The following is a 22,018-nucleotide window of genomic DNA, read 5'->3' on the forward strand; positions in this document are numbered from 1 at the left end:
TGGGCCGCAGCCGCGCCCTGATCCTTCAACGATTACCTCCTGGTTCCCCCGCATGACCCAACTCGCCTCCAGCTACGACCCGACGTCCTTCGAGACCGACCTCTACAAGGCCTGGGAAGACGCCGGCCACTTCAAGCCGTCCGGCCAGGGTGAGCCCTACACCATCCTGCTGCCGCCGCCGAACGTGACCGGCACCCTGCACATGGGCCATGCCTTCCAGCAGACCCTGATGGATGCGCTGGTGCGCTACCACCGCATGCGCGGCTACGACACGCTGTGGCAGGTCGGTACCGACCACGCCGGCATCGCCACCGAAATGGTGGTCAGCCGCAACCTGGCGCTGGAAGGCAAGGGCGAGACCCGTGATTCGCTGGGCCGCGAAGGCTTCATCGGCAAGGTGTGGGAGTGGAAGCAGCAGTCCGGTGACACCATCGAACGGCAGATGCGCCGCCTCGGCACCTCGGCCGACTGGTCGCGCAGCACCTTCACCATGGACCCGCAGCCGTCTGAAGCGGTGGTCGAGGCCTTCGTGCGCTGGCACGAACAGGGCCTGATCTACCGCGGCCAGCGCCTGGTGAACTGGGACCCGGTGCTGAAGACCGCCATTTCCGACCTGGAAGTGGAAAGCGCCGAGGAAGACGGCTTCCTGTGGTCGATCGCCTACACGCTGGATGAAGGCCTGAGCTACGAACACGTCGAGCGCGATGCCGACGGCGTGGAAACCCTGCGCGAGACCCGCGATTACCTGGTGGTGGCCACCACCCGCCCGGAAACCCTGCTGGGCGACACCGCGGTGATGGTGCACCCGGAAGACGAGCGCTATGCGCACCTGATCGGCAAGCAGGTGGTGCTGCCGCTGACCGGGCGCCGCGTGCCGGTGATCGCCGATGACTACGTGGACCGCGCGTTCGGTACCGGCGTGGTGAAGGTCACCCCGGCGCACGACTTCAACGATTACCAGGTGGGCGTGCGCCACAACCTGCCGATGATCAACCTGTTCACCCCGGTGGCGGCGCTGAATGAAAACGCGCCCGAACGCTTCCAGGGCCTGGACCGTTACGAAGCCCGCAAGGCCGTGCTGGCCGAGCTGGAAGACCTGGGCATCCTGGTGGAAACCAAGGCCCACAAGCTGCAGGTGCCGCGCGGCGACCGCACCGGCCAGGTGATCGAGCCCTACCTGACCGACCAGTGGTTCGTGAAGATGGACGAGCTGGCGCGTCGTGGCCTGGAGCTGGTCGAGAACGGTTCGATTGCTTTCGTTCCGCCGAACTGGATCAACACCTACCGCCACTGGATGACCAACATCCAGGATTGGTGCATCAGCCGCCAGTTGTGGTGGGGCCACCGTATTCCGGCCTGGTTCGATGCCGCCACCGGCAGCTGCTACGTGGGCCGCAGCGAAGACGAAGTGCGCGCGAAGCACAACCTCGGCAGCGATGTACAGCTGACCCAGGAAAGCGACGTGCTGGAGACCTGGTTCTCCTCGCAGATCTGGCCGTTCTCGACCCTGGGCTGGCCGAACGAACAGGCCATGGCCGAGCGTGGCTTCGACCGCTACCTGCCGTCGTCGGTGCTGGTCACCGGCTTCGACATCATCTTCTTCTGGGTGGCACGCATGATCATGGCCACCGACAACCTGACCGGGAAGATCCCGTTCAAGGACGTCTACTTCACCGGCCTGATCCGCGACGGCCAGGGCCAGAAGATGTCCAAGAGCAAGGGCAACGTGCTCGATCCGCTGGACATCATCGACGGCATCAGCATCGACGACCTGGTAGCCAAGCGCACCGGCGGCCTGATGCAGCCGAAGATGGTGGAGAAGATCGAAAAGGCCACCCGCAAGGAGTTCCCGGACGGCATCGCCGCCCACGGTGCCGACGCGCTGCGCTTCACCATCGCCGCGCTGGCCACCCACGGTCGCGACATCAAGTTCGACATGAACCGCGCCGAGGGCTACAAGAACTTCTGCAACAAGCTGTGGAACGCCAGCCGCTTCACCCTGATGAACACCGAGGGTGCCGCGTTCACCGGCGTGCCGCAGCCGCGCACCGACGCCGAGCGCTGGATCCTGGCGCGCCTGGCCGCGGTGTCGGCCGAGGCCAAGGGCCACTACGCCAACTACCGCTTCGACCTGCTGGCCCAGTGCCTGTATGAGTTCGCCTGGAACGAGTTCTGCGACTGGTTCCTGGAACTGAGCAAGCCGGCACTGAACGGTGCCGACGCCGCCGATGCGCACAGCACCCGCCACACCCTGCTGTACGTGCTGGAAGCGCTGCTGCGCCTGCTGCACCCGCTCACCCCGTTCATCACCGAACAGCTGTGGCAGCAGCTGGCCCCGCGCCTGGGCCTGGCCGAAACCACGCTGTCGCTGCGTCCGTATCCGACCGCCGACGAATTTGCCGGCGATTTCGCCCAGGCCGAGGCCGACGTGGAATGGCTGAAGGCCGTGATCAGTGCGGTGCGCCGCGTGCGCAGCGAACTGAACGTGGCGCCGTCCAAGCTGGTGCCGCTGCGCCTGCAGGCCGGCCTGGCGCAGGATCGCGTGCGCATTGAACGCTTCAGCGCCTCGCTGTCGTTCCTGCTGAAACTGGACAGCATCCAGTGGCTGGCCGAAGGCGAAAGCGCACCGCCGGCAGCGGCCGCGATCGTCGGTGAGCTGAAGCTGCTGGTGCCGCTGGAAGGCCTGGTCGACCTGGATGCCGAGCGCGCGCGCCTGGACAAGGAAATCAAGCGCGTGGAAGGCGAGAAGGAAAAGAGCGAGACCAAGCTGGCCAAGTTCACCGACAAGGTGCCGCCGGCCGTGGTCGAGCAGGAACGCGTGCGCCTGGTCGACTGGAACACCCAGCTGGCGGGCCTGCAGGAACAGCGCGCGAAGCTGTAACGCTGTACGGGTGCGATGTGCTGGTAGGTGCGGACCTTGGTCCGCACTGAGCAATGTGCCAACCAAGGTTGGCACCTACCACCGCTCATGTGCCAACCAAGGTTGGCACCCGCCACCGCATGGCATCATCGGGCGATGCCGCTTTCCATCTTCCTGCTGGTCCTGGCCGCTGCTGCGCTGCATGCCAGCTGGAACGCGATCGTCAAACGCGGGCCGGACAAATTCCTCGGCACCGTGCTGGTCACTGGCAGCGCCGCGCTGCTGTCGGCCGCCGCCCTGCCCTGGCTGCCCCTGCCTGCGGCCGACAGCTGGCCGTGGCTGGCCGCCTCGGTGGTGTTGCAGGTGATCTACTACGCGCTGGTGGCACGCTGCTACCAGCAGGTGGACATGAGCCTGGCCTACCCGCTGATGCGTGGCTGCGCGCCGATCCTGGTCGCGCTGGTCGGCAGCCTGTTCGGCCAGTCCCTGCCGCCGGCGGCGTGGCTGGGCGTGGTGCTGGTCAGTACCGGCATCCTGTGCATGGCGCTGGGTGCGCGCGGCGGCCAGCTCGGGCTGCCCCTGCTGACGGCGCTGATGATCGCCACCTACACGCTGGTCGATGCACACGGCGCGCGCCAGTCCGGCAGCGCGCTGGCCTACACGCTGTGGCTGTTCCTGCTGTCGGGCATCCCCCTGCCGGCGTGGGCGCTGTACACGCGCCGCCGCGCGGTACTGGCCTATGCGCGCCAGCAGTGGCCCTTGGGCGTGGCCGGGGGCCTGGGCACCACCGCGTCCTATGCGATGGCGCTGTGGGCGATGACCCAGGTGCCGGTGGCGATGGTGTCGGCGCTGCGCGAATCGTCCATCGTCTTCGCGTTGCTGATTTCGGTGTTCCTGCTGCGCGAACGCGTGCCGCGCGCACGCTGGCTGGCGGCCGGGTTGATCGTGGGCGGGGTGCTGGCGCTGCGGTTGGCGTGACGGCAACGCATCGGTATCGGTAGCGCCGGGCCATGCCCGGCGAGCGCAGCGGCCAAGCGATGCCGGTTACAGCGGCGGCATCGTCTGCAGGTCGTCGTTGACCAGTTCGATGGCCATCACCAGCGCATCCTCGCGGCCCTGCGCGGCAGGGTAATAGCGCGGGCGCCGGCCAATCTCGTTGAAACCTTCGCTGTGGTACAGCCGCAATGCCGGCGTATTGGACGGCCGCACTTCCAGGAACACGCGCTGCGCGCCGCGGTTGCGCGCCATCTCGACCAGGGCACGCAGCAGCTGCCGGCCCAGACCGCGCGACTGCACCAGCGGATCGATGCAGATGTTGAGCACGTGCGCCTCATCGGCGGCCAGGCTGAGCACGCCGTAACCGATCAGCAGACCGTCCTGTTCCATCGCCAGGCCGGGATACCCGGCACGCAGGCAATCCAGGAAAATGCCGCGCGTCCACGGATACGGGTACCCGCGCAGTTCGATCGCCATGACGGCATTCAGGTCGTTCTCGCGCAGTGCGCGCAGGCTGACCGGCCCTGGCTGGGCGACCGCACTCATGGCGTGCCCCGCTTGCGCAGTGCGCGCAGCTGCGGCCACAACGCGCGCTTGGCGGCCGGATCGCGGCGCAGGGTATCCAGCGGCCAGCTGTCCATCAGTGCCTGGGTGGCCGGGTCATTCGGATTGCAGCCGGAGGCGCGCAGCAGCGCGATCTGCAGACGGTCGGGCAGTCGCACCGCCGGCTGCCGCGCATTGCCGGACGGCAAGGACCGCGCCGCGGCCGGCACCGTGTCAGGTGCTGCCACCGGTGGCGGCCGACGCGGCGCCGCCGGGCGCGCTTCGCGCGGCTCGAAGGGAACATCGGCGCTGTCGGCAGGCGCCATGCGCGGCGCCGCCCGCGCCGGCTCGGCAGCGGGCGCGGCCGCTGCGTCAGCCTCGGCCACACTCAACTGCAGCGCGGCATCCAGCTCGGCGGCCAACTGGCCGTCGTGGAAAACGGTGTAGCCCATGGCCTGCAGCCAGGCCTGCTGGGCCGGTGACCACAACACGGGCAGGTCCTGGCTCACGCGGCCTCGGGCTTCTTGCGCAGGCGCTGCACCGCCCACATCACCGGGCCGGACAGCGCGTACAACAGGCCTACCGCCAACAGCACGCGCGGCAGGTCGATCACAGCAATGGCAATGGCGATGGGCACCAGCGCCAGCACCAGGAACGGCACGCGGTCAGAGCGGGTGCCCTTGGCCGCGCCGCCCTTGAAGCTCCAGAAGCGCACCCGGCTGACCATCAGCAGGGCCGCCACCACGGTGACCGCCAGCGCCACGTAGCGCAGCTGGTCGCCGCTCCAGCCCAGGGTGCCATCGGCGAAGGCCCAGACGAAGGACATCATCAATCCCGCAGCGGCCGGGCTGGCCAGGCCGACGAACCAGCGCTTGTCGACCACGGCCACCTGGGTATTGAAGCGGGCCAGGCGCAGCGCCGCGCAGGCCGCGTACAGGAAGGCCACGGCCCAGCCGAGGCGGCCGGCCAGTTCGCCATCCAGCTTCAGTTCGGACAGCGACCAGTGGTACATGACCAGCGCCGGGGCCATGCCGAAGCTGACCAGGTCGGCCAGCGAGTCGTACTGCACGCCGAATTCGCTGCTGGTACCGGTCAGGCGCGCCACGCGCCCGTCCAGGCCATCCATCACCGCCGCCACGAACACGGCAATGGCCGCATTGACGAACTGGTCGTTGGCCGCGGCGATGATCGCGTAGAAGCCGGAGAACAGACCCGCAGTGGTGAACAGGTTGGGCAGCAGGTAAATCGTGCGCGAACGCGGCGGCGGTGTGATCGGGTCCATGGAATCCAGTTTAATCGACTTGCCAGCGGTCGGCGGCAATGCTGCAATCGGCGTTCTACGCCCATTCTGTGGAGTTTGCCATGCGTGCCCTGCCCTGCCTTGGTTTCCTGCTGCTGTTGGCCACGGCCACGGTGCAGGCTGGCCCGGTCTACAAGTGGAAGGACGCCAAGGGCGTGACCCAGTATTCGGAAACGCCGCCGGCCGGGGCGAAATACGAAACCCGCGAGCAGGCACGCAGCCCGCAGGCCCCGGCGGCCGCGGCCGCCGAAGCCGCCCCGGTACCGGAACAGTGCAGCACCGCGCGCGCCAACGTGACCCTGCTGGAAGGCAGCGGCCCGGTGATGCAGGACACCGACGGCGATGGCAAGGCCGACACCGCGCTGACCCCGGAACAGCGCACCGCGCAGAAGGGCCTGGCCGAAGCGGCCATCAAGGCGTACTGCCCCCCGCAAAGTTAAGGGGGGGCTGCAGGGCTTGCAGCCCTGCACCTGCTGTAGAGTCGAGCCATGCTCGACTGAAGCAACAGCCACAGCGCGCTTTCCGTGGGATGGCGGGGCGGTGTCGGACCGCGGGGACGCCGCAAGTACGTCCCTGTAGGCTTGGCAGCCGCATCCATGCGGCTGACACCCCGCAGTCCGACACCGCCCCGCCTCTGACAGGTTCACGCGGCTGTTGGTAGGTGTCGACCTTGGTCGACACATCTGTCAGAAATCGAATGAATTCAGCCGTGTCGACCAAGGTCGACACCTACCAGAGCGGGATGCCGTTCCGGCAGATCGCGGGAAACTGTCGAAGGCGGGGTGGGTCCGGTTGCGGGGGCGTGAGCGCCATGGATGGCGCGACCGAGGCTACAAGGACGTACTTGCGCCGTCCCCCGCAACCGGACCCACCCCGCCATCCCACAGATAGCCCGCTTTTGACGTTGCTTCAGTCGAGCATGGCTCGACTCTACAGCGGGTGCAGGGCTGCAAGCCCTGCCAGTACCCCACCCCCCGGCCGGGCTGGCAGAATAGGCGTCTCTGCCGTTATCCCGAAGCCGACGATGCGCCTTTCCCAGTTCCACCTGCATACCACCAAGGAAACCCCCAGCGACGCCGAGCTGACCAGCCACCGGCTGATGCTGCGCGCCGGCATGATCCGCAAGCTCGCCTCGGGCCTGTACACCTGGTCGCCGCTGGGCCTGCGCGTGCTGCGCAAGGTGGAACGCATCGTGCGCGAGGAAATGGACCGCGCCGGCGCAGTGGAATTCCAGATTCCCACCATCCAGCCCAAGGAACTGTGGGAACAGACCGGGCGCTGGGAAAAGTTCGGCCCGCAGCTGCTGAAGATCAAGGACCGCAAGGAACAGACCTTCTGCTACAGCCCCACCGCCGAAGAAGCAGCGTGTGATTTCGCCCGCAGCGAGCTGTCCAGCTACAAGCAGCTGCCGGTCAATTTCTACCAGATCCAGACCAAGTTCCGCGACGAGATCCGCCCGCGTTTCGGCGTGATGCGCGCGCGCGAGTTCCTGATGAAGGATGCGTATTCGTTCCACCTGCACGATGAAGATCTGGTGCGCGAATACGAAAACATGAAGACGGCCTACAGCCGCATCTTCACCCGCCTGGGCCTGGATTTCCGCATGGTGCAGGCCGACTCCGGCGCCATCGGCGGCGATGCGTCGCAGGAATTCCACGTGATCGCCGATTCCGGCGAGGACGCGCTGGTGTTTTCCACCGGCTCGGATTATGCCGCCAACATGGAAGCGGCCGTTGCCGCCGATCCGGCGCCGCGCGCGGCCGCCACCGAAACCCTGCGCAAGGTGGAAACCCCCACCCAGAAGACCTGCGAAGACGTGGCCGCGCTGCTGGGCATCGACCTGCAGCGCACGGTGAAGTCGGTGGCGCTGATGACCGAAGCCGGCTTCGTGCTGGCGCTGGTGCGCGGCGACCACGAAGTAAATGAGATCAAGCTGGCCAAGGTGGCCGGCCTGGAAGACCAGCGGTTTGCCAGCGAAGCAGAAATCGCCGAGCACCTGGGCAGCGTTCCCGGCTTCCTGGGCCCGGTTGGCCCGGCCAAGGCGATCCGCGTGCTGGCCGACCGCGAAGTGGCGGCCATGGCCGACTTCGTCGTCGGTGCCAACGAGGCCGGTTTCCACCTGGCCGGGGTGAACTGGGGCCGCGACCTGGCGGAACCGGAAGTGGTGGATATCCGCAACGTGCGTGCCGGTGATCGTGCCCGCGACGGCGGCGAGCTGAAGATCGCCCGCGGCATCGAGGTCGGCCACGTGTTCCAGCTCGGCCGCAAGTACGCCGAAGCGCTGCAGGCCACCGTGCTGGACGAGAACGGCAAGGCTGCCGTGATGACCATGGGCTGCTATGGCATTGGTATCTCGCGCGTGGTGGCTGCCGCCATCGAACAGAACCACGACGAGGCCGGCATCATCTGGCCCGAGGCGATGGCGCCCTGGCAGGTGGTGGTCTGCGTGATCAACCCGAAGGGTGACGCCAGCGTGGCCGAAGCGGCCGCCGGGCTGCTGCAGGAGCTGCGCGAGGCCGGCCTGGACGCCGCGCTGGACGACCGCGGCCTGCGCCCGGGCGCGATGTTCGCCGACATGGAACTGATCGGTGTGCCGCACCGCGTGGTGGTAAGCGAACGCGGCCTGGCCGCCGGTACGTACGAGTACCGCGCACGCACGGCCAGCGAGGCCGAGAGCCTGGACAAGGCCACCCTGCTGCAGCGACTGCAGGGCTGACGAAGAGACCGGGGTCCGCCCCGGTCTTTTTTTTTGCGTCCACCGGTGGCATCGACGTCTGAATATGTCGGCAGTCGCAATTCGTAATATCAGAAACCAATAAATGTTTGTGCTGGCAGTAAATCGACATTACCCTGTCCAGCGACCGCCATGGACCGGCTCGTCCCTGTCCATCAATGTATTTCCCGGAGTATTTGAATGAGCATCGACCTGAGCGGCCTGTCGGCACGTGAGCTGGGCGCCCTGATCCGTACCGCCAAGAAGCAGCAGACCATCGTCGCCAAGCGCCGCCCGATCACCAAGGTGCGCGCGCAGCTGAGCAAGCTGGCCAAGACCGAGGGTTACACCATCGAAGAGCTGTTCGGTGGCGCTGCTGCCCCGGCACCGCGTGCACGCAAGGCCGCCAAGGCCCCGGCCAAGACCGCCGGCCGCAAGCTGGGCAAGGTGGCACCGAAGTACCGCAACCCGGCCAACCCGAAGGAAACCTGGACCGGCCGTGGCAAGCAGCCGCGCTGGATGGCGGAACTGACCGCCAAGGGCAACAAGAAGCCGGAAGATTTCCTGATCAAGAAGGCCTGAGCCCTGCCCAGGCTGGAATGAAAAAACGCCGGCGAACGCCGGCGTTTTTTTGTGGCCCGGCGTGCGGACCAACGGTCCACACCCACCGCCATCATCACAGTGTCTTGCGCGCCGGCATCAGCAGGTTGCCGAACAACAGGCCGGCCACCAGCGCCATCACCACGTTCAGCACGGTCAGGAACACGCTCTGGCCGGCGCCCACGTCCTGCTGCTGGACCAGGGTCAGCACGCCGCGCAGGCTGGTGCTGCCGGGCACCATCATGATGATGCCCGGCAGGCGGATGATCGCGCCGGGGCGACCGACCAGTCGCCCGAACAGGTTGCCGCCGGCCGTCAGCAGCATGGCCGACAGGAAGATGCCTGCCGGTGCGCCCCAGGCGTGGCCACCGAACTTGGAAATGGCATAACCGGCCACCGATGCGGCGATCACCCACGGGTAGTCGCGGCGATTGGCCTTGAACAGCATCGCGAACGCGAATGCCGCGGTCAGCAGCGAACCCCACTCCACCCACGGCCCCTGCGGACGCGAGGCACGGATGACCGGGTCCAGACCCAGCACATCGGCCAGAGTGACCGCGATCATCGCGCCCACGCTCAGTTTCATGATGGTGGTCAGCGCGCCGGCAAACCGCGCCGTGCCCGAGACCCAGTGCTGGCTGGCCAACTCGTTCACCGCATTGGTCAGTGACATGCCGGGCAGCAGCACCACCAGCGAGGCGATGATGACGGTGTTGAGGTTCAGCGCGCCGACGAAGGCAGCCACCAGGGTGGCGACCAGGCCGGCCAGCAGCGCGGCCAGCGCTTCGCCGGCTTCGCGGGTGGCCGGGCGACGATCGGTGAGCATGCCGAGCAGGCCGATCATCAGGCCGATCACGCCAGCGGTGGCGATATCCAGCCACGGCAGCTTCCACATGCCGGCCACGCCGGCCGCGCCCAGACTGAACGACAGGATGGTGCGCAGCTTGCCGCGACGGCCCGGATCCTTGTCCAACTGGCGCAGCGCGGTATGGCCCTGGGCCAGGCTCATGCGCCCGTTGGCCACTTCCTCGGCGATGCGGTCGGCCACGCTCAGCTTGTGCAGATCGTTTTCGCCCGGCGCCAGGCGGATCACGCGGGTGATGTCGCTGGAACCGATGGCGCGTGCCGGGTCGCTGAAGCTGAGGATGATGCCGGTCGGGTTCGACCACGGCTCACAATCCAGGTCCAGTTGCCGTGCCAGCGCCACCACGGCCGCTTCCAGGCGCTGGGCGGTGGTGCCATAGCTGTGCAGGCGACCGGCGATCTCGGAAACAAAGGCCACGCGCTGTGCATAGGTGGCCTGGGGCGTGGGGATGGCGTGAGCATCGGCGGACATGCGCCGTAGTATTACCTACGGAGGGCCCGGCAGGAGAAATTCATCCCGGTTCGACGCGACGTGCAATTCAGAACGGTTATGCTGCGACCCGAATGGCCCCCATGACCCCGAACCACAGCCCCCGGCTGGAACAGGATGCCCACGATCCCGGGCTGATCCATCTGTCCGGCCACTGGACCTTGAAGACCGCACTGGCGGCGGCCGAGGTGCTGCGCGACGTTCCCGAGAAGCTGACCGGCATCGACGCCACCGCCATCGAGCAGCTGGATTCGGCCGGCGTGCTGCAGGTGCTGCGGGTGGCCCATCGTGCCGACCTGGGCGAACACGCCCTGCACTTCCGCCCCGACCACCAGGCGCTGGTGTGCACGATCGAGGAAGTGGCCGACGACCGGCCCAAGCCCAAGCGCGACTTCGGCGTGCTGGCCGCGCTGGAGCGGCTGGGCGTCAGCGTCCACACCACCGGCCACAACATCAAGGCGCTGTGCAGCTTCCTGGGCGAAAACCTGGTCAAGGCCGCGCGCCTGTTCAAGGAACCGCGCCGCTTCCGCCTGACCGCCACCGTGCACCAGATGGAACAGGTGGGGCTGGATGCGGTGCCGCTGGTGGCCCTGCTGTCCTACCTGGTGGGCGCGGTGATCGCCTTCCTCGGCTCCACCATCCTGCGCGACTTCGGCGCGGAGATCTACGTGGTGGAACTGGTGAACATCGCCTTCCTGCGCGAGTTCGCCGTGCTGCTGACCGCCATCGTGCTGGCCGGCCGCACCGCCAGCGCGTTCACCGCGCAGATCGGTGCGATGAAGGCGCGCGAAGAGATCGATGCAATGCGCACCCTCGGCCTGGACCCGATCGATCTGCTGGTGCTGCCGCGGCTGCTGGCGCTGCTGGTGACGCTGCCGCTGCTGACCTTCATCGCCATGGCCGCCGGCCTGGCCGGTGGCATCACGGTGGGTGCGTTCGATCTGGATATTCCGCCGCAGATGTACATCGCGCGCATGCACGAAACCATGGAAGTGCGGCACATGCTGGTCGGTCTTTCCAAGGCGCCGGTGTTTGCCCTGGTGATAGGCCTGATCGGCTGCCTGGAAGGCCTGAAGGTGGAAGGCACGGCGCAGTCGGTGGGCGAGCGCACCACCTCCAGCGTGGTGCAGACCATCTCGCTGGTGATCATCATCGACGCCTTCGCGGCGTTGTGGTTCATGCATATGGACTGGTGAGATGAGCACACACGATCACCACGATGACACCCCCATGCACGACGACCAGGGCCACGACCTGGCCATCCGCGTGCGCGGGCTGACCAACCGCTTCGGCAGCCAGACCGTGCACGAAGGGCTGGACCTGGACGTGCGCCGCGGCGAGATCCTCGGCGTGGTGGGCGGTTCGGGCACCGGTAAATCGGTGCTGATGCGGTCGATCCTCGGCCTGCGCGTGCCCGACGCCGGGCAGATCGAGGTGCTGGGCCGCGATGCACGCGCCGACGATGCGGAAAGCCGCCTGCACATCGAACGCAACACCGGCGTGCTGTTCCAGGATGGCGCCCTGTTCTCCTCGCTCAGCGTGGGCGAGAACGTGCAGGTGCCACTGAAGGAACACCACCGCGAGCTGCCCGAGCGCTGGCATTACGAACTCGCGCTGCTGAAAGTGAAGCTGGCCGGCCTGCCCGCCGACGCCATCAACAAACTGCCCTCGCAGCTGTCCGGTGGTATGCGCAAGCGCGCCGGCCTGGCGCGGGCGCTGGCGCTGGACCCGCCGCTGCTGTTCCTGGACGAGCCCACCGCGGGCCTGGACCCGATCGGTGCGGCCGCGTTCGACCGCCTGATCAAGACCCTGCAGGAAGCGCTGGGCCTGACCGTGTTCCTGATCACCCACGACCTGGACACGCTGTACGCCATCTGCGACCGCGTGGCCGTGATCGCCGACCACAAGGTGGTCGCCAACGCGCCGCTGCCTGACATCGAGAAACTGGATCATCCGTGGATCCAGGAATACTTCCACGGACCCCGCGCGCGCGCCGCGCGTGGCGAACAGATCGAGAGTGCCTGAGCCATGGAAACCAAAGCCAACTACGTGCTGATCGGCGCGTTCACCCTGATCACCGGCCTGGCCCTGCTGGCCTTCGGCCTGTGGGCCGCCAAGTACTCCTCCGACCGCACCTGGCAGGAATACCGCGTGGTGTTCCGCGAAGCGGTCACCGGCCTGTCGGTGGGCAGCCCGGTGCAGTACAACGGCATCGCGGTGGGGTCGATCACCGAACTGAACCTGGTGCCCGATGACCCGCGCCAGGTGGTCGCCCGCATCCGCCTGAACTCCAACACGCCGGTCAAGACCGATACCCGCGCCAAGCTGGCCATCACCAGCCTGACCGGCCCGTCGATCATCCAGCTCAGCGGCGGCACGCCGCAGGCCCCCACCCTGACCACGGTGAACAAGGACCCGGCGCCGATCATTCCGACCACGCCCTCGGCCCTGCAGAACATCACCGACGTGGCCAACCGTATCGTCGAACGCATGGACCAGATCCTGAGCGACCGCAACGTGGCCTCGATCAACGCCACCCTGGCCAATCTGGAAACCATCAGCGGTGGCCTGGCCGACCGTGACCAGGGCACCCAGGCCCTGCTGCTGAGCGCGCGCGATGCCGCACGCAGCCTGGACACCACGCTGAAGACCACCAACGGCACCATCGAACGCCTGGACAAGAACCTGGTGCAGCAGTTGCCGGGCATCATCGACAAGCTCGATGCCACCCTGGGCAAGCTGGATTCGGCCGCCGGCAACGCCGATTCGATCCTGGGTGAGAACCGCGCGGCCATCAACAGCTTCGCCAACGATGGGCTGGGCCAGCTGGGCCCGACCCTGACCGAACTGCGCGGGCTGATCCGCGATCTGCGCCGGGTCAGCGACCGCCTGGAAAACAATCCCGCGCGCTACCTGCTGGGCCGCGACGCACCGAAGGAGTTCGAACCCAAATGAGCCTGATTCCCCTTCCGCGCCTGCTGCTGGCCGCGTCGGCGGTTGCCCTGCTGGGTGGCTGCTCGATCCTCGGCAGCGGCGACAAGAATCCGGTCACGCTGTACTCGCCTGCGGTGCAGGTGAAGGTCGATCCGGCCTGGCCGCAGGGCGACTGGCAGCTGGTGCTGGCCAAGCCCAGCGCCGCGCGCATGGTCGACAGCCCGCGCATCAACGTGCGCCCCACGCCGTCGGAACTGGAGATCTACCGCGGCGCCAGCTGGGCACAGCCGGCCACCGACATGATCGAAGACACCCTGCTGCGCGGCTTCGAGGATTCCGGCCGCCTGCCCGGCGTGGCCCGCGTGGCCGCCGGCATCCGCGCCGACTACAAGCTGACCACCGACGTGCGCCGCTTCGAATCGGACTATCAGGGCCAGGCCACGCCGACGGTGGTGATTGAACTGAACGCCAAACTGATCCACGTGGCCGACCAGCGCGTGGTGGCCGACCGCACCTTCCGCCAGCAGCAGCCGGTGGGCAGCACCGACGTACCGGCCGTGGCCGCCGCCTTCGAACGCGGCCTGCAGCAGCTGGCGCAGGACGTGGTGGGCTGGACCCTGGCCAGCGGGCAGAACGACCGCCAAGCGCTGCAGCGCTGAGGTTGCCGGGGTCGGATCCCTTTCCCGCAGGGAAAGGGCTCTGACCCCGAGTCCCCGCAGCTGCGTGCGATAATCCGCGCACACTGTCCTCTGCAACGCCGATGTCCCCAACCGTCTCCATCGCCGTGTGTACCTACAACGGCGAACAATTCCTGCAGGAGCAGCTCGACAGCCTGCTGGCGCAGACGCGACGGCCGGACCAGATCGTGATCCGCGACGATGTCTCCAGCGATGCCACGCTGGCGCTGCTGCGCGCCTTCGTGCCGCGCGCCGAAGCGGCCGGCATCGCGGTGGACCTGCAGGTGAACCCGCAGAACGTGGGCTACCGCCGCAACTTCGACGGCGCGTTGCGCGCCTGCAGCGGCGACCTGATCTTCCTGTGCGACCACGACGACGTCTGGCACGCCGACAAACTGCAGCGCTTCTGCGCCGAATTCGCCGCGCGCCCGGCGCTGCTGGCCCTGCACTGCGACGCGCAGCTGATCGACGCCGCCGGACAACCGCTGCCGGGCGCGTTGTTCGACGCGCTGCACTACACCGCCGCCGAACGCGCACGCATGCATGCCGGCGACGGATTCCGCCTGATGCTGAAGCGCAATCTGATGACCGGTGCGGCCATGGCCTTCCGCCGCCAGGTGCTGGCCGATGCGCTGCCGCTGCCCGCTACCGGTTGGGTGCATGACGCCTGGATCGGCACGCTGGCGGCCATGCGCGGCCAGATCGACAGCCTGCCCGACGCGCTCATCGGCTACCGCCTGCACGGCAACAACCAGCTGGGGCTCGGCGGCAACGATACTGCGCCGCGGTCGGTGCGCCGCCAGCGCCAGTTGCAGACCGAGCAGAGCCAATGCGAGGTGCTGCTGCAGCGCGCGCGCCTGCTGCACCTGCCACCGCCGATGATCGCGCTGATCGAACGCAAGCACCGCCATGTCAGCGCGCGGGCCACGCTGCCGGCGTTGCGCCTGCGGCGGATTCCCACCGTCCTGCGCGAGCTGATGAACGGCAACTACCGGCAGTTCGGGCGTGGTGTTCTCTCTGCCGGCATCGATCTGGTACGCGCCTGACCCCACGGTAACCGCTGCGCTCGCCGGGCATGGCCCGGCGCTACCCGGTGCGCAGGGCGGCACGCGCTCAGCGCGGCTGCACCCAGCGGAAGGTCAGGTTGATGCGTTCGCTTACGGGCCGCGTGGTACGTGGCAGGGCGTGCTGGTAATGGGTCTGGGTGGCGCCGCCCATCAGCAGCAGATCGCCATGCCCCAGCGCAACTTCCGCCTTGCGGCCGTGGTCGTCACGGCGGCGCAGCAGGAAACGGCGTTCGGCGCCCAGGCTGAGTGAGGCGATCATCGGCGCCGGTCCCAGTTCGGGTTCGTTGTCACGGTGCCAGCCCATGCCGTCTTCGCCATCGCGGTAGCGGTTCAGCAGCACACTGTTGAACGATGCCCCGCAGAAGTCCGCCAGGCGCTCGCGCAGCGGCAGCAACGCCGGATGCCACGGCGCCGGTACGAAATCGGCCCCGGAATAGCGGTAGCGCGCATCGGCATCGCCCATCCAGCAGCTCAACCGCGGGGAATCGACCTGTCGGCCGAACATGCGGATGCGGTGCACTTCCCAGGCAACCTCGGCGCGCAGGGTGCGCAACAGCGCATCGGCCGCGCTGCGCTCAAGCCAGCGGCGGTGCCAGTGCACACGGGCATCGGTCAGGTGCAGGTCCATGGTTGTCCGGCAGGTACCGGGCACCGCTGCCGGTGCCCGGTGATGGATCAGGCGCGGGCGAACGCCACGCCGGTCTTCTCTTCCAGTTCGTCATCGCCAACGCCGGGCGCGGCTTCCACCAGCACCAGGCCGCGGTCGGTCACGTCGAACACAGCCAGGTCGGTGATGATGCGGTCGACCACGCCCACCCCGGTCAGCGGCAGCGAACACTCGGCCAGGATCTTGTGCTCGCCGTTCTTGGCGGTGTGCTCCATCAGCACCACCACGCGCTGCACGCCGGCCACCAGGTCCATCGCCCCGCCCATGCCCTTGACCATCTTGCCCGGCACCATCCAGTTGGCCAGGTCGCCCTTGTCGGTCACCTGCATGGCGCCCAGGATGGCCAGGTTCACGTGGCCGCCGCGGATCATCGCGAAGCTGTCGTGGCTGCCGAAGTAGCTGGCGCCCGCGCGTGCGGTCACGGTCTGCTTGCCGGCATTGATCAGGTCGGCGTCCACTTCGCTGTCGGTCGGGAACGGGCCGATGCCGAGCAGACCGTTTTCCGACTGCAGCCACACGTCCACGCCCTCGGGAATGTGGTTGGCCACCAGGGTCGGCAGGCCGATGCCCAGGTTCACATAGGCGCCATCGGTCAGCTCGCGGGCGGCACGCGCCGCCATCTCGTCACGGGTCCACGCCATGTCAGTTGCCCTCCGCGCGGATCGTGCGCTGTTCAATGCGTTTTTCGGGATGCGGGTTGTGCACGATGCGGTGCACGTAGATGCCCGGCAGGTGCACCTGGTCCGGATCGATCGCGCCCACCGGCACCACCTCTTCCACTTCCACGATGCACACCCTGCCGGCCATCGCGCAGGCCGGGTTGAAATTGCGCGCGGTCTTGCGGAACACCAGGTTGCCGGCCTCGTCGGCCTTCCACGCCTTCACCAGGGCCACGTCGGCGCGCAGCGCGGTTTCCATCACGTAGTGCTTGCCGTCGAATTCACGGGTTTCCTTGCCCTCGGCCACCACGGTGCCGTAGCCGGTGGCCGTGAAGAACGCCGGGATGCCCGCACCGCCGGCACGCAGGCGCTCGGCCAGGGTGCCCTGCGGGTTGAATTCCAGTTCCAGCTCGCCGGCCAGGAACTGGCGTTCGAATTCCTTGTTCTCGCCCACGTAGGACGAGATCATCTTCTTGATCTGCCGCGTTTCCAGCAGCTGGCCCAGGCCGAAGCCATCCACGCCTGCATTGTTGGAAATGACCGTCAGGCCCTTGGCACCGCTGTCGCGCAGCGCCGCGATCAGCGCTTCGGGAATGCCACACAGGCCGAAGCCACCCACGGCCAGGATCTGGCCATCGGCGACCACGCCCTGCAGCGCCTGCGCCGCCGAGGCGAAGCGCTTGCTGCGCTTGCTGCTGGAAGTCGATTGCTGCATTGCTGTACTGCCCTGCACGGTAAGAATGAAGGCATTCTAGCCGCAGCCCCGCCCGGGCCCTGGATGCGCCGCAGCATTGTCGGGGCGTTGCAGGGGCTTTGGGTAGAATGCCGCACCCTCCACGCAGCGTGGCCCCGCCACGCCGCCGCCCCCCAGGTAGCGATGGCCCTGACCTATACCGACGAAGACCTGCTGCGCTGGATCGACGAACGCACGCTGCAGAAGACCGCGCACTACCTGTCCAGCGTGCGCGACCTGCAGTTGCAGGGCGACATGCTGACGGCCGAGGTCCAGGGCAGCGCGCGCCAGCCCTACCACGTGGAAATCGACCTGGCGGCCAGCACGCGCACCGCGCGCAGCCGCCTGCACAGCCAGTGCACCTGCCCGGTGGGGCAGAACTGCAAGCACGTGGCCACGGTGCTGGTGATCCAGCTGCTGGAACCCGAGCTGGCGCAGGACCCGGCACCGCTGAGCGCGCAGGACCTGGCCATGCCGCCCCGTGCCGAACTGCTGGACGAACTGTCGCGCTGGCAGGCGGCGCGCAGCACGCCGGCGCGCGTGCAGCCGCGCGGCATCGCCTTCGACGTGGGCACCTTCCAGAACCGGCCCGCGATCCTGCCGCGCCGCACCCACCAGGCCGCCGGCGGTCCACTCACCTTCGAAAAGCTGCTGGACGTCACCCCCGAACTGCTGCTGGAGCCGCCCGGCTATCTCAGCCAGGACGACGTGGCCGTGCTGGCGCAGCTGTGGGCGCTGCGCCAGGGCCGCATGAAGGGCCGTCAGTTCGATATCAACGCGACCCTGCAGCTGATCGTGGCCAGCGGCCATGGCTGGATCCATGGCGACGGCCCGGGCCAGCGCGTGCCCGCACGCAGCGGTGCACCGCGCCGCGGCACGCTGGGTTGGCGCGCCCTGCCGCAGCAGGGCACCATCCTGCCCACGCCGTGGCTGGAGGTGGAAGGCGGTGCGCAGGGCATGGTGCTGGGCCATTCGGCCTGCTACCTGGACCCGGCCACCGGCGAGGTCGGGCCGCTGCTGCTGGACGTGGCCGTGGCCGACGCCGACGAATTCCTGGAGCTGCCGCCGCTGCTGCCCAACGAAGAACCCATCGTGGCCCAACTGCTGATGCAGATCGACCCCGCGCTGCCGCGACCGGGCGGTGACGCTGCGCTGGCGACGCTGCAGGTGCAGGCCATGACCCCCGTGCTGCGCCTGCATACGGTCGAATTCCGGCCCGCCTGGCTGGGCTACCGCGCGCCCTCGCAATGGGCCGACGTGGCCACGGTGGCGTTCGAGTACGACGAGCACGTGCGCTTCCTCGATGACCCCACCCTGTTCGCGCACGATGCCGACGGTCGCCTGGCGCTGCTGCCGCGCGACCTGGCCGAAGAGGCCCGGCGCGAGACCGAACTGCGCAGCGTGCAGCTGTACCGCGACCAGAATCCGCGTGCGGTGCTGGACGGCGCCGGCCCGCAGTTCGACCTGCGCACGCATGACTGGACCCATTTCCTGCTGGACGAAGTGCCACGCCTGGAGGCCCTGGGCTGGAAGATCGAACCGGCCGACGATTTCCGCCATCGCATCACCCGGGTGGACGATATCCAGCTCGATATCCAGGCCGACCCGAAGGACGAGGGCTGGTTCAACCTGGCGCTGGACATCGAGGTCGATGACCGCAGGGTGCCGCTGGCCCCGCTGCTGCAGCAGGTGCTGCAGACCGATCCGCGCTGGCTGCGCGGGCAGATCGACAGCATCGGCGATGACGAGAACATCCTGCTGTCGGCCGGTGACAACACCCGCATTGCGCTGCGCGCCGGCCGGTTGAAGCCGGTCATCGCGCTGCTGGCCGACCTGTTCACCCAGCGCGGTGGCGCCCTGCGCCTGTCCGCGCGCGATCGTGGCCGCCTGCGTGCGCTGCAGGACGATGCACGCCTGCAGTTCAAGAGCCGCAAGGACACCCGTGCGCTGGTGCAGCGCCTGATGCAGGCCCCGGCGCTGGGCGAGGTAACGCCGCCGGCCGGCCTGGCCGCGACCTTGCGCCCCTACCAGCGCGAAGGCCTGGCCTGGCTGCAGTACCTGCGCCAGCAGGACCTGGGCGGCGTGCTGGCCGACGACATGGGCCTGGGCAAGACCCTGCAGACGCTGGCCCACATCCTGCTGGAAAAAGAGGCCGGGCGGCTGCAGCAGCCGGCGCTGGTGGTGGTGCCCACCTCGCTGCTGCACAACTGGCAGACCGAAGCGGCGCGCTTCACCCCCGACCTGCGGGTGCTGGTGCTGCACGGCAACGACCGCACCGATGACTTTGCCCGCATCGGCGAACACGACCTGGTGCTGACCACCTACCCGCTGCTGTGGCGCGATGAAGCCGCGCTGCAGGCCCACGATTACCACCTGCTGATCCTGGACGAGGCGCAGCAGGTGAAGAACCCGAAGTCGCGCGCCGCGGTCACCCTGCGCACGCTGCGCGCGCGGCACCGCCTGTGCCTGACCGGCACGCCACTGGAAAACCACCTGGGCGAACTCTGGACCCAGTTCGATTTCCTGCTGCCCGGCCTGCTGGGCAGCGAAAAGCTGTTCAACCAGCACTGGCGGCACCCGATCGAGCGCGGCACCGACCCGCAGCGCGCGCACCTGCTGGCGCAGCGCCTGCGCCCGTTCATGCTGCGCCGTCGCAAGGACCAGGTGGCCACCGAACTGCCGGCCAAGACCCTGATCACCCGCAGCGTGGCGCTGGAAGGTGCGCAGCGTGATCTGTACGAAACCGTGCGTGCATCGATGGAAGCCAAGGTGCGCGAGGCGGTGGCCAGCCAGGGCCTGGGCCGCAGCCACATCGTGGTGCTGGACGCGCTGCTGAAGCTGCGCCAGGTCTGCTGCGACCCGCGCCTGCTGCCCGGTGAAACCCCGGCCCGGCAGGCCCCTTCGGCCAAGCTGGAGCTGCTGCGCGACATGCTGCCGGACATGGTCGAAGAGGGCCGGCGCATCCTGCTGTTCTCGCAGTTCACCAGCATGCTGGCCCTGATCGGCCAGACCCTGGACGAACTGGGCCTGGGCTACGTGCAACTGACCGGCGATACCCAGGACCGGGCCACTCCGGTGCAGCGCTTCATGCAGGGCGAGGTGCCGATCTTCCTGATCAGCCTGAAGGCCGGTGGCGTGGGCCTGAACCTGACCGCCGCCGACACGGTCATCCACTTCGACCCGTGGTGGAACCCCGCCGCGGAGAGCCAGGCCACCGACCGGGCGCACCGCATCGGCCAGCAGCAGCCGGTGTTCGTGTACCGGCTGATTGCCGCCGGCAGCATCGAAGAGCGCATCGCCGAGCTGCAGCAGCGCAAGGCCGCGCTGGCCGACACCCTGCTGGAAGGCGCCGATTCGGCCGCACCGCGCTTCAACGATGAGGACCTGGAGGCGCTGCTGGCGCCGCTGCCGGGGGTGACCCCGAAGAAGCGTAGCCGCGGCCGCCGCCGCACGGCCCCGGAGTAACGGTATCGCCCGGTCAGGTGCCGTTGCGGCACGGGAACATTTCCCAAACCCGCCTCGGATTACACTAGCGGACTGATCTCACCAAGGATTCGATCGATGCCCCTGCCCGCCTTCAAGGCTTATGACATCCGCGGCCGCGTACCGGAAGAGCTGAACGAAGACCTGGCCCGCCGTATCGGCACGGCCCTGGCTGCGCAGCTGGCCCCCGGCCCGGTGGTGCTGGGCCATGACGTGCGGCTGACCAGCGCCGGCCTGCAGGATGCGCTGGCCGCCGGCCTGCGCGGGGCGGGCCGCGAGATCATCGACATCGGCCTGTGCGGTACCGAAGAGGTCTACTTCCAGACCGACCATCGCGGCGCCGCCGGCGGGGTGATGGTGACCGCCAGCCATAATCCGATGGATTACAACGGCATGAAGCTGGTGAAGGAAAACGCGCGGCCGATCAGTTCCGATACCGGCCTGTTCGCGATTTCCGATGCGGTGGCCGCCGATACCAGCGCGCCCGTGCCGGCGCAGGCCGCGCAGCACACCGACCATGACAAGAGCGCCTACATCCAGCACCTGCTGAGCTATGTGGACGTTTCCCGACTGAAGCCGCTGAAGCTGGTGGTCAACGCCGGCAACGGCGGCGCCGGTGCCATCGTCGACCTGCTGGCGCCGCACCTGCCGCTCGAATTCATCCGCATCTGCCATGAGCCGGACGGCAATTTCCCCAACGGCATTCCCAACCCGCTGCTGCCGGAAAACCGCGCGGCCACGGCCGAAGCGGTACGCGAACACGGCGCCGATTTCGGTATCGCCTGGGACGGTGATTTCGACCGCTGCTTCTTCTTCGACCACAGCGGCCGCTTCATCGAGGGCTACTACCTGGTGGGCCTGCTGGCCAAGGCGATCCTGGCACGCAACCCCGGCGGCAAGATCGTGCACGACCCGCGCCTGGTCTGGAACACCGAGGAAATGGTGACCGCCGCCGGTGGCGTGCCGGTGCTGTGCAAGAGCGGCCATGCCTTCATCAAGGAAAAGATGCGCGCCGAAGACGCCGTGTACGGCGGCGAGATGAGCGCCCACCATTATTTCCGCGAATTCGCCTATGCCGACTCGGGCATGATTCCGTGGCTGCTGATCGCGCAGCTGGTGTCCGAAAGCGGCCGTTCGCTGGCCGACTGGGTGGAAGACCGCATGGCGGCCTTCCCGTGCAGCGGCGAGATCAACTTCAAGGTTGCCGATGCCAAGGCCGCCGTGGCCCGGGTGATGGCGCACTACGCTGACCAGAACCCGGCGCTGGACCACACCGATGGCATCAGCGCCGATTTCGGCACGTGGCGCTTCAACCTGCGCAGCTCCAATACCGAGCCGCTGCTTCGACTGAACGTGGAATCCCGCGGCGACGCTGCGCTGATGCAGGCGCGCACCGACGAGATTTCCTCCCTGCTGCAGAAATAATCAAAGG

Annotated in this window: 19 protein-coding genes; 12 read left to right on the forward strand and 7 right to left on the reverse strand. The window is 68.0% G+C overall.

Annotation, left to right across the window (positions count from 1 at the left end; genetic code table 11):
- Nucleotides 1–52: 52 nt before the first annotated feature.
- Together AC06FA_RS13080 and AC06FA_RS13085 are read left to right on the forward strand one after the other, a co-directional pair.
- Nucleotides 53–2,881, forward strand: coding sequence for a valine--tRNA ligase (locus AC06FA_RS13080; RefSeq protein WP_478068683.1), 2,829 nt, complete (start codon nucleotides 53–55; stop codon nucleotides 2,879–2,881).
- A 135-nt stretch (nucleotides 2,882–3,016) separates the two neighbouring features.
- Nucleotides 3,017–3,838: an EamA family transporter gene (locus AC06FA_RS13085; RefSeq protein WP_478068684.1), complete on the forward strand. Its 822-nt coding sequence runs from the start codon at nucleotides 3,017–3,019 to the stop codon at nucleotides 3,836–3,838.
- Nucleotides 3,839–3,904: 66 nt separating this feature from the next.
- Here AC06FA_RS13085 and rimI read toward each other — a convergent pair whose 3' ends face one another.
- Genes rimI through pssA form a run of 3 tightly spaced genes read right to left on the reverse strand, consistent with a single transcriptional unit; the run spans nucleotide 3,905 to nucleotide 5,681 of the window.
- On the reverse strand, nucleotides 3,905–4,402 hold the full coding sequence (gene rimI / locus AC06FA_RS13090) for a ribosomal protein S18-alanine N-acetyltransferase (RefSeq protein WP_478068685.1): 498 nt from the start codon (nucleotides 4,400–4,402) through the stop codon (nucleotides 3,905–3,907).
- On the reverse strand, nucleotides 4,399–4,908 hold the full coding sequence (locus AC06FA_RS13095) for a hypothetical protein (protein WP_478068686.1): 510 nt from the start codon (nucleotides 4,906–4,908) through the stop codon (nucleotides 4,399–4,401). Before AC06FA_RS13095 ends, rimI begins: the two co-directional genes overlap by 4 nt.
- Nucleotides 4,905–5,681, reverse strand: coding sequence for a CDP-diacylglycerol--serine O-phosphatidyltransferase (gene pssA / locus AC06FA_RS13100; RefSeq protein WP_312709911.1), 777 nt, complete (start codon nucleotides 5,679–5,681; stop codon nucleotides 4,905–4,907). The genes AC06FA_RS13095 and pssA overlap by 4 nt, the downstream gene beginning before the upstream one ends.
- An 80-nt stretch (nucleotides 5,682–5,761) precedes the next feature.
- On the opposite strand from pssA, the gene AC06FA_RS13105 reads away from it, so the two are divergent.
- The 3 genes from AC06FA_RS13105 to AC06FA_RS13115 all read left to right on the forward strand — a co-directional run bounded on the left by AC06FA_RS13105 (nucleotide 5,762) and on the right by AC06FA_RS13115 (nucleotide 8,994).
- A complete protein-coding gene (locus tag AC06FA_RS13105) occupies nucleotides 5,762–6,139 on the forward strand; it encodes a DUF4124 domain-containing protein (RefSeq protein WP_478068687.1) in 378 nt (125 codons plus the stop codon).
- A 584-nt stretch (nucleotides 6,140–6,723) separates the two neighbouring features.
- Nucleotides 6,724–8,415 (forward strand): proline--tRNA ligase, encoded by a 1,692-nt coding sequence (locus AC06FA_RS13110; protein WP_478068688.1) that lies wholly within the window; start codon nucleotides 6,724–6,726, stop codon nucleotides 8,413–8,415.
- A gap of 198 nt (nucleotides 8,416–8,613) precedes the next feature.
- Nucleotides 8,614–8,994 carry an H-NS histone family protein gene (locus AC06FA_RS13115; protein WP_312707789.1) on the forward strand — a complete coding sequence of 127 codons (381 nt, stop codon included), beginning with the start codon at nucleotides 8,614–8,616 and terminating at the stop codon, nucleotides 8,992–8,994.
- Nucleotides 8,995–9,088: 94 nt separating this feature from the next.
- Here AC06FA_RS13115 and AC06FA_RS13120 read toward each other — a convergent pair whose 3' ends face one another.
- Nucleotides 9,089–10,348 carry a threonine/serine exporter family protein gene (locus AC06FA_RS13120; protein ID WP_478068689.1) on the reverse strand — a complete coding sequence of 420 codons (1,260 nt, stop codon included), beginning with the start codon at nucleotides 10,346–10,348 and terminating at the stop codon, nucleotides 9,089–9,091.
- 92 nt (nucleotides 10,349–10,440) lie between these two features.
- On the opposite strand from AC06FA_RS13120, the gene AC06FA_RS13125 reads away from it, so the two are divergent.
- The 5 genes from AC06FA_RS13125 to AC06FA_RS13145 all read left to right on the forward strand — a co-directional run bounded on the left by AC06FA_RS13125 (nucleotide 10,441) and on the right by AC06FA_RS13145 (nucleotide 15,023).
- Nucleotides 10,441–11,562, forward strand: a complete 1,122-nt coding sequence (locus AC06FA_RS13125) for an MlaE family ABC transporter permease (RefSeq protein WP_199912402.1) — start codon at nucleotides 10,441–10,443, stop codon at nucleotides 11,560–11,562.
- Nucleotide 11,563: 1 nt separating this feature from the next.
- Nucleotides 11,564–12,391, forward strand: coding sequence for an ABC transporter ATP-binding protein (locus AC06FA_RS13130; protein ID WP_478068690.1), 828 nt, complete (start codon nucleotides 11,564–11,566; stop codon nucleotides 12,389–12,391).
- A 3-nt stretch (nucleotides 12,392–12,394) separates the two neighbouring features.
- Nucleotides 12,395–13,321, forward strand: a complete 927-nt coding sequence (locus tag AC06FA_RS13135; protein WP_108752114.1) for an MlaD family protein — start codon at nucleotides 12,395–12,397, stop codon at nucleotides 13,319–13,321.
- A complete protein-coding gene (locus AC06FA_RS13140) occupies nucleotides 13,318–13,959 on the forward strand; it encodes an ABC-type transport auxiliary lipoprotein family protein (protein WP_478068691.1) in 642 nt (213 codons plus the stop codon). The genes AC06FA_RS13135 and AC06FA_RS13140 overlap by 4 nt, the downstream gene beginning before the upstream one ends.
- A 101-nt stretch (nucleotides 13,960–14,060) precedes the next feature.
- Nucleotides 14,061–15,023 carry a glycosyltransferase family 2 protein gene (locus tag AC06FA_RS13145; RefSeq protein ID WP_478068692.1) on the forward strand — a complete coding sequence of 321 codons (963 nt, stop codon included), beginning with the start codon at nucleotides 14,061–14,063 and terminating at the stop codon, nucleotides 15,021–15,023.
- A gap of 67 nt (nucleotides 15,024–15,090) precedes the next feature.
- Here AC06FA_RS13145 and AC06FA_RS13150 read toward each other — a convergent pair whose 3' ends face one another.
- From AC06FA_RS13150 to AC06FA_RS13160, 3 genes are read right to left on the reverse strand one after another with little or no spacing between them, the layout of a single operon-like run.
- Nucleotides 15,091–15,672 (reverse strand): alpha-ketoglutarate-dependent dioxygenase AlkB family protein, encoded by a 582-nt coding sequence (locus AC06FA_RS13150; RefSeq protein ID WP_478068693.1) that lies wholly within the window; start codon nucleotides 15,670–15,672, stop codon nucleotides 15,091–15,093.
- Nucleotides 15,673–15,719: 47 nt separating this feature from the next.
- Entirely contained in the window at nucleotides 15,720–16,352 is a 633-nt protein-coding gene (locus tag AC06FA_RS13155; RefSeq protein WP_478068694.1) for a CoA transferase subunit B, read from the reverse strand.
- 1 nt (nucleotide 16,353) lies between these two features.
- On the reverse strand, nucleotides 16,354–17,085 hold the full coding sequence (locus tag AC06FA_RS13160) for a CoA transferase subunit A (protein WP_478068695.1): 732 nt from the start codon (nucleotides 17,083–17,085) through the stop codon (nucleotides 16,354–16,356).
- 162 nt (nucleotides 17,086–17,247) lie between these two features.
- Here AC06FA_RS13160 and AC06FA_RS13165 point away from each other — a divergent pair, with 162 nt between their 5' ends.
- Both AC06FA_RS13165 and AC06FA_RS13170 read left to right on the forward strand, forming a co-directional pair.
- Nucleotides 17,248–20,568 (forward strand): DEAD/DEAH box helicase, encoded by a 3,321-nt coding sequence (locus AC06FA_RS13165; RefSeq protein WP_478068696.1) that lies wholly within the window; start codon nucleotides 17,248–17,250, stop codon nucleotides 20,566–20,568.
- A 96-nt stretch (nucleotides 20,569–20,664) separates the two neighbouring features.
- Nucleotides 20,665–22,011, forward strand: a complete 1,347-nt coding sequence (locus AC06FA_RS13170; RefSeq protein WP_478068697.1) for a phosphohexomutase domain-containing protein — start codon at nucleotides 20,665–20,667, stop codon at nucleotides 22,009–22,011.
- The last annotated feature ends 7 nt before the right edge of the window (nucleotides 22,012–22,018 follow it).

The organism is Stenotrophomonas sp. Steno-C17 (assembly GCF_056393165.1).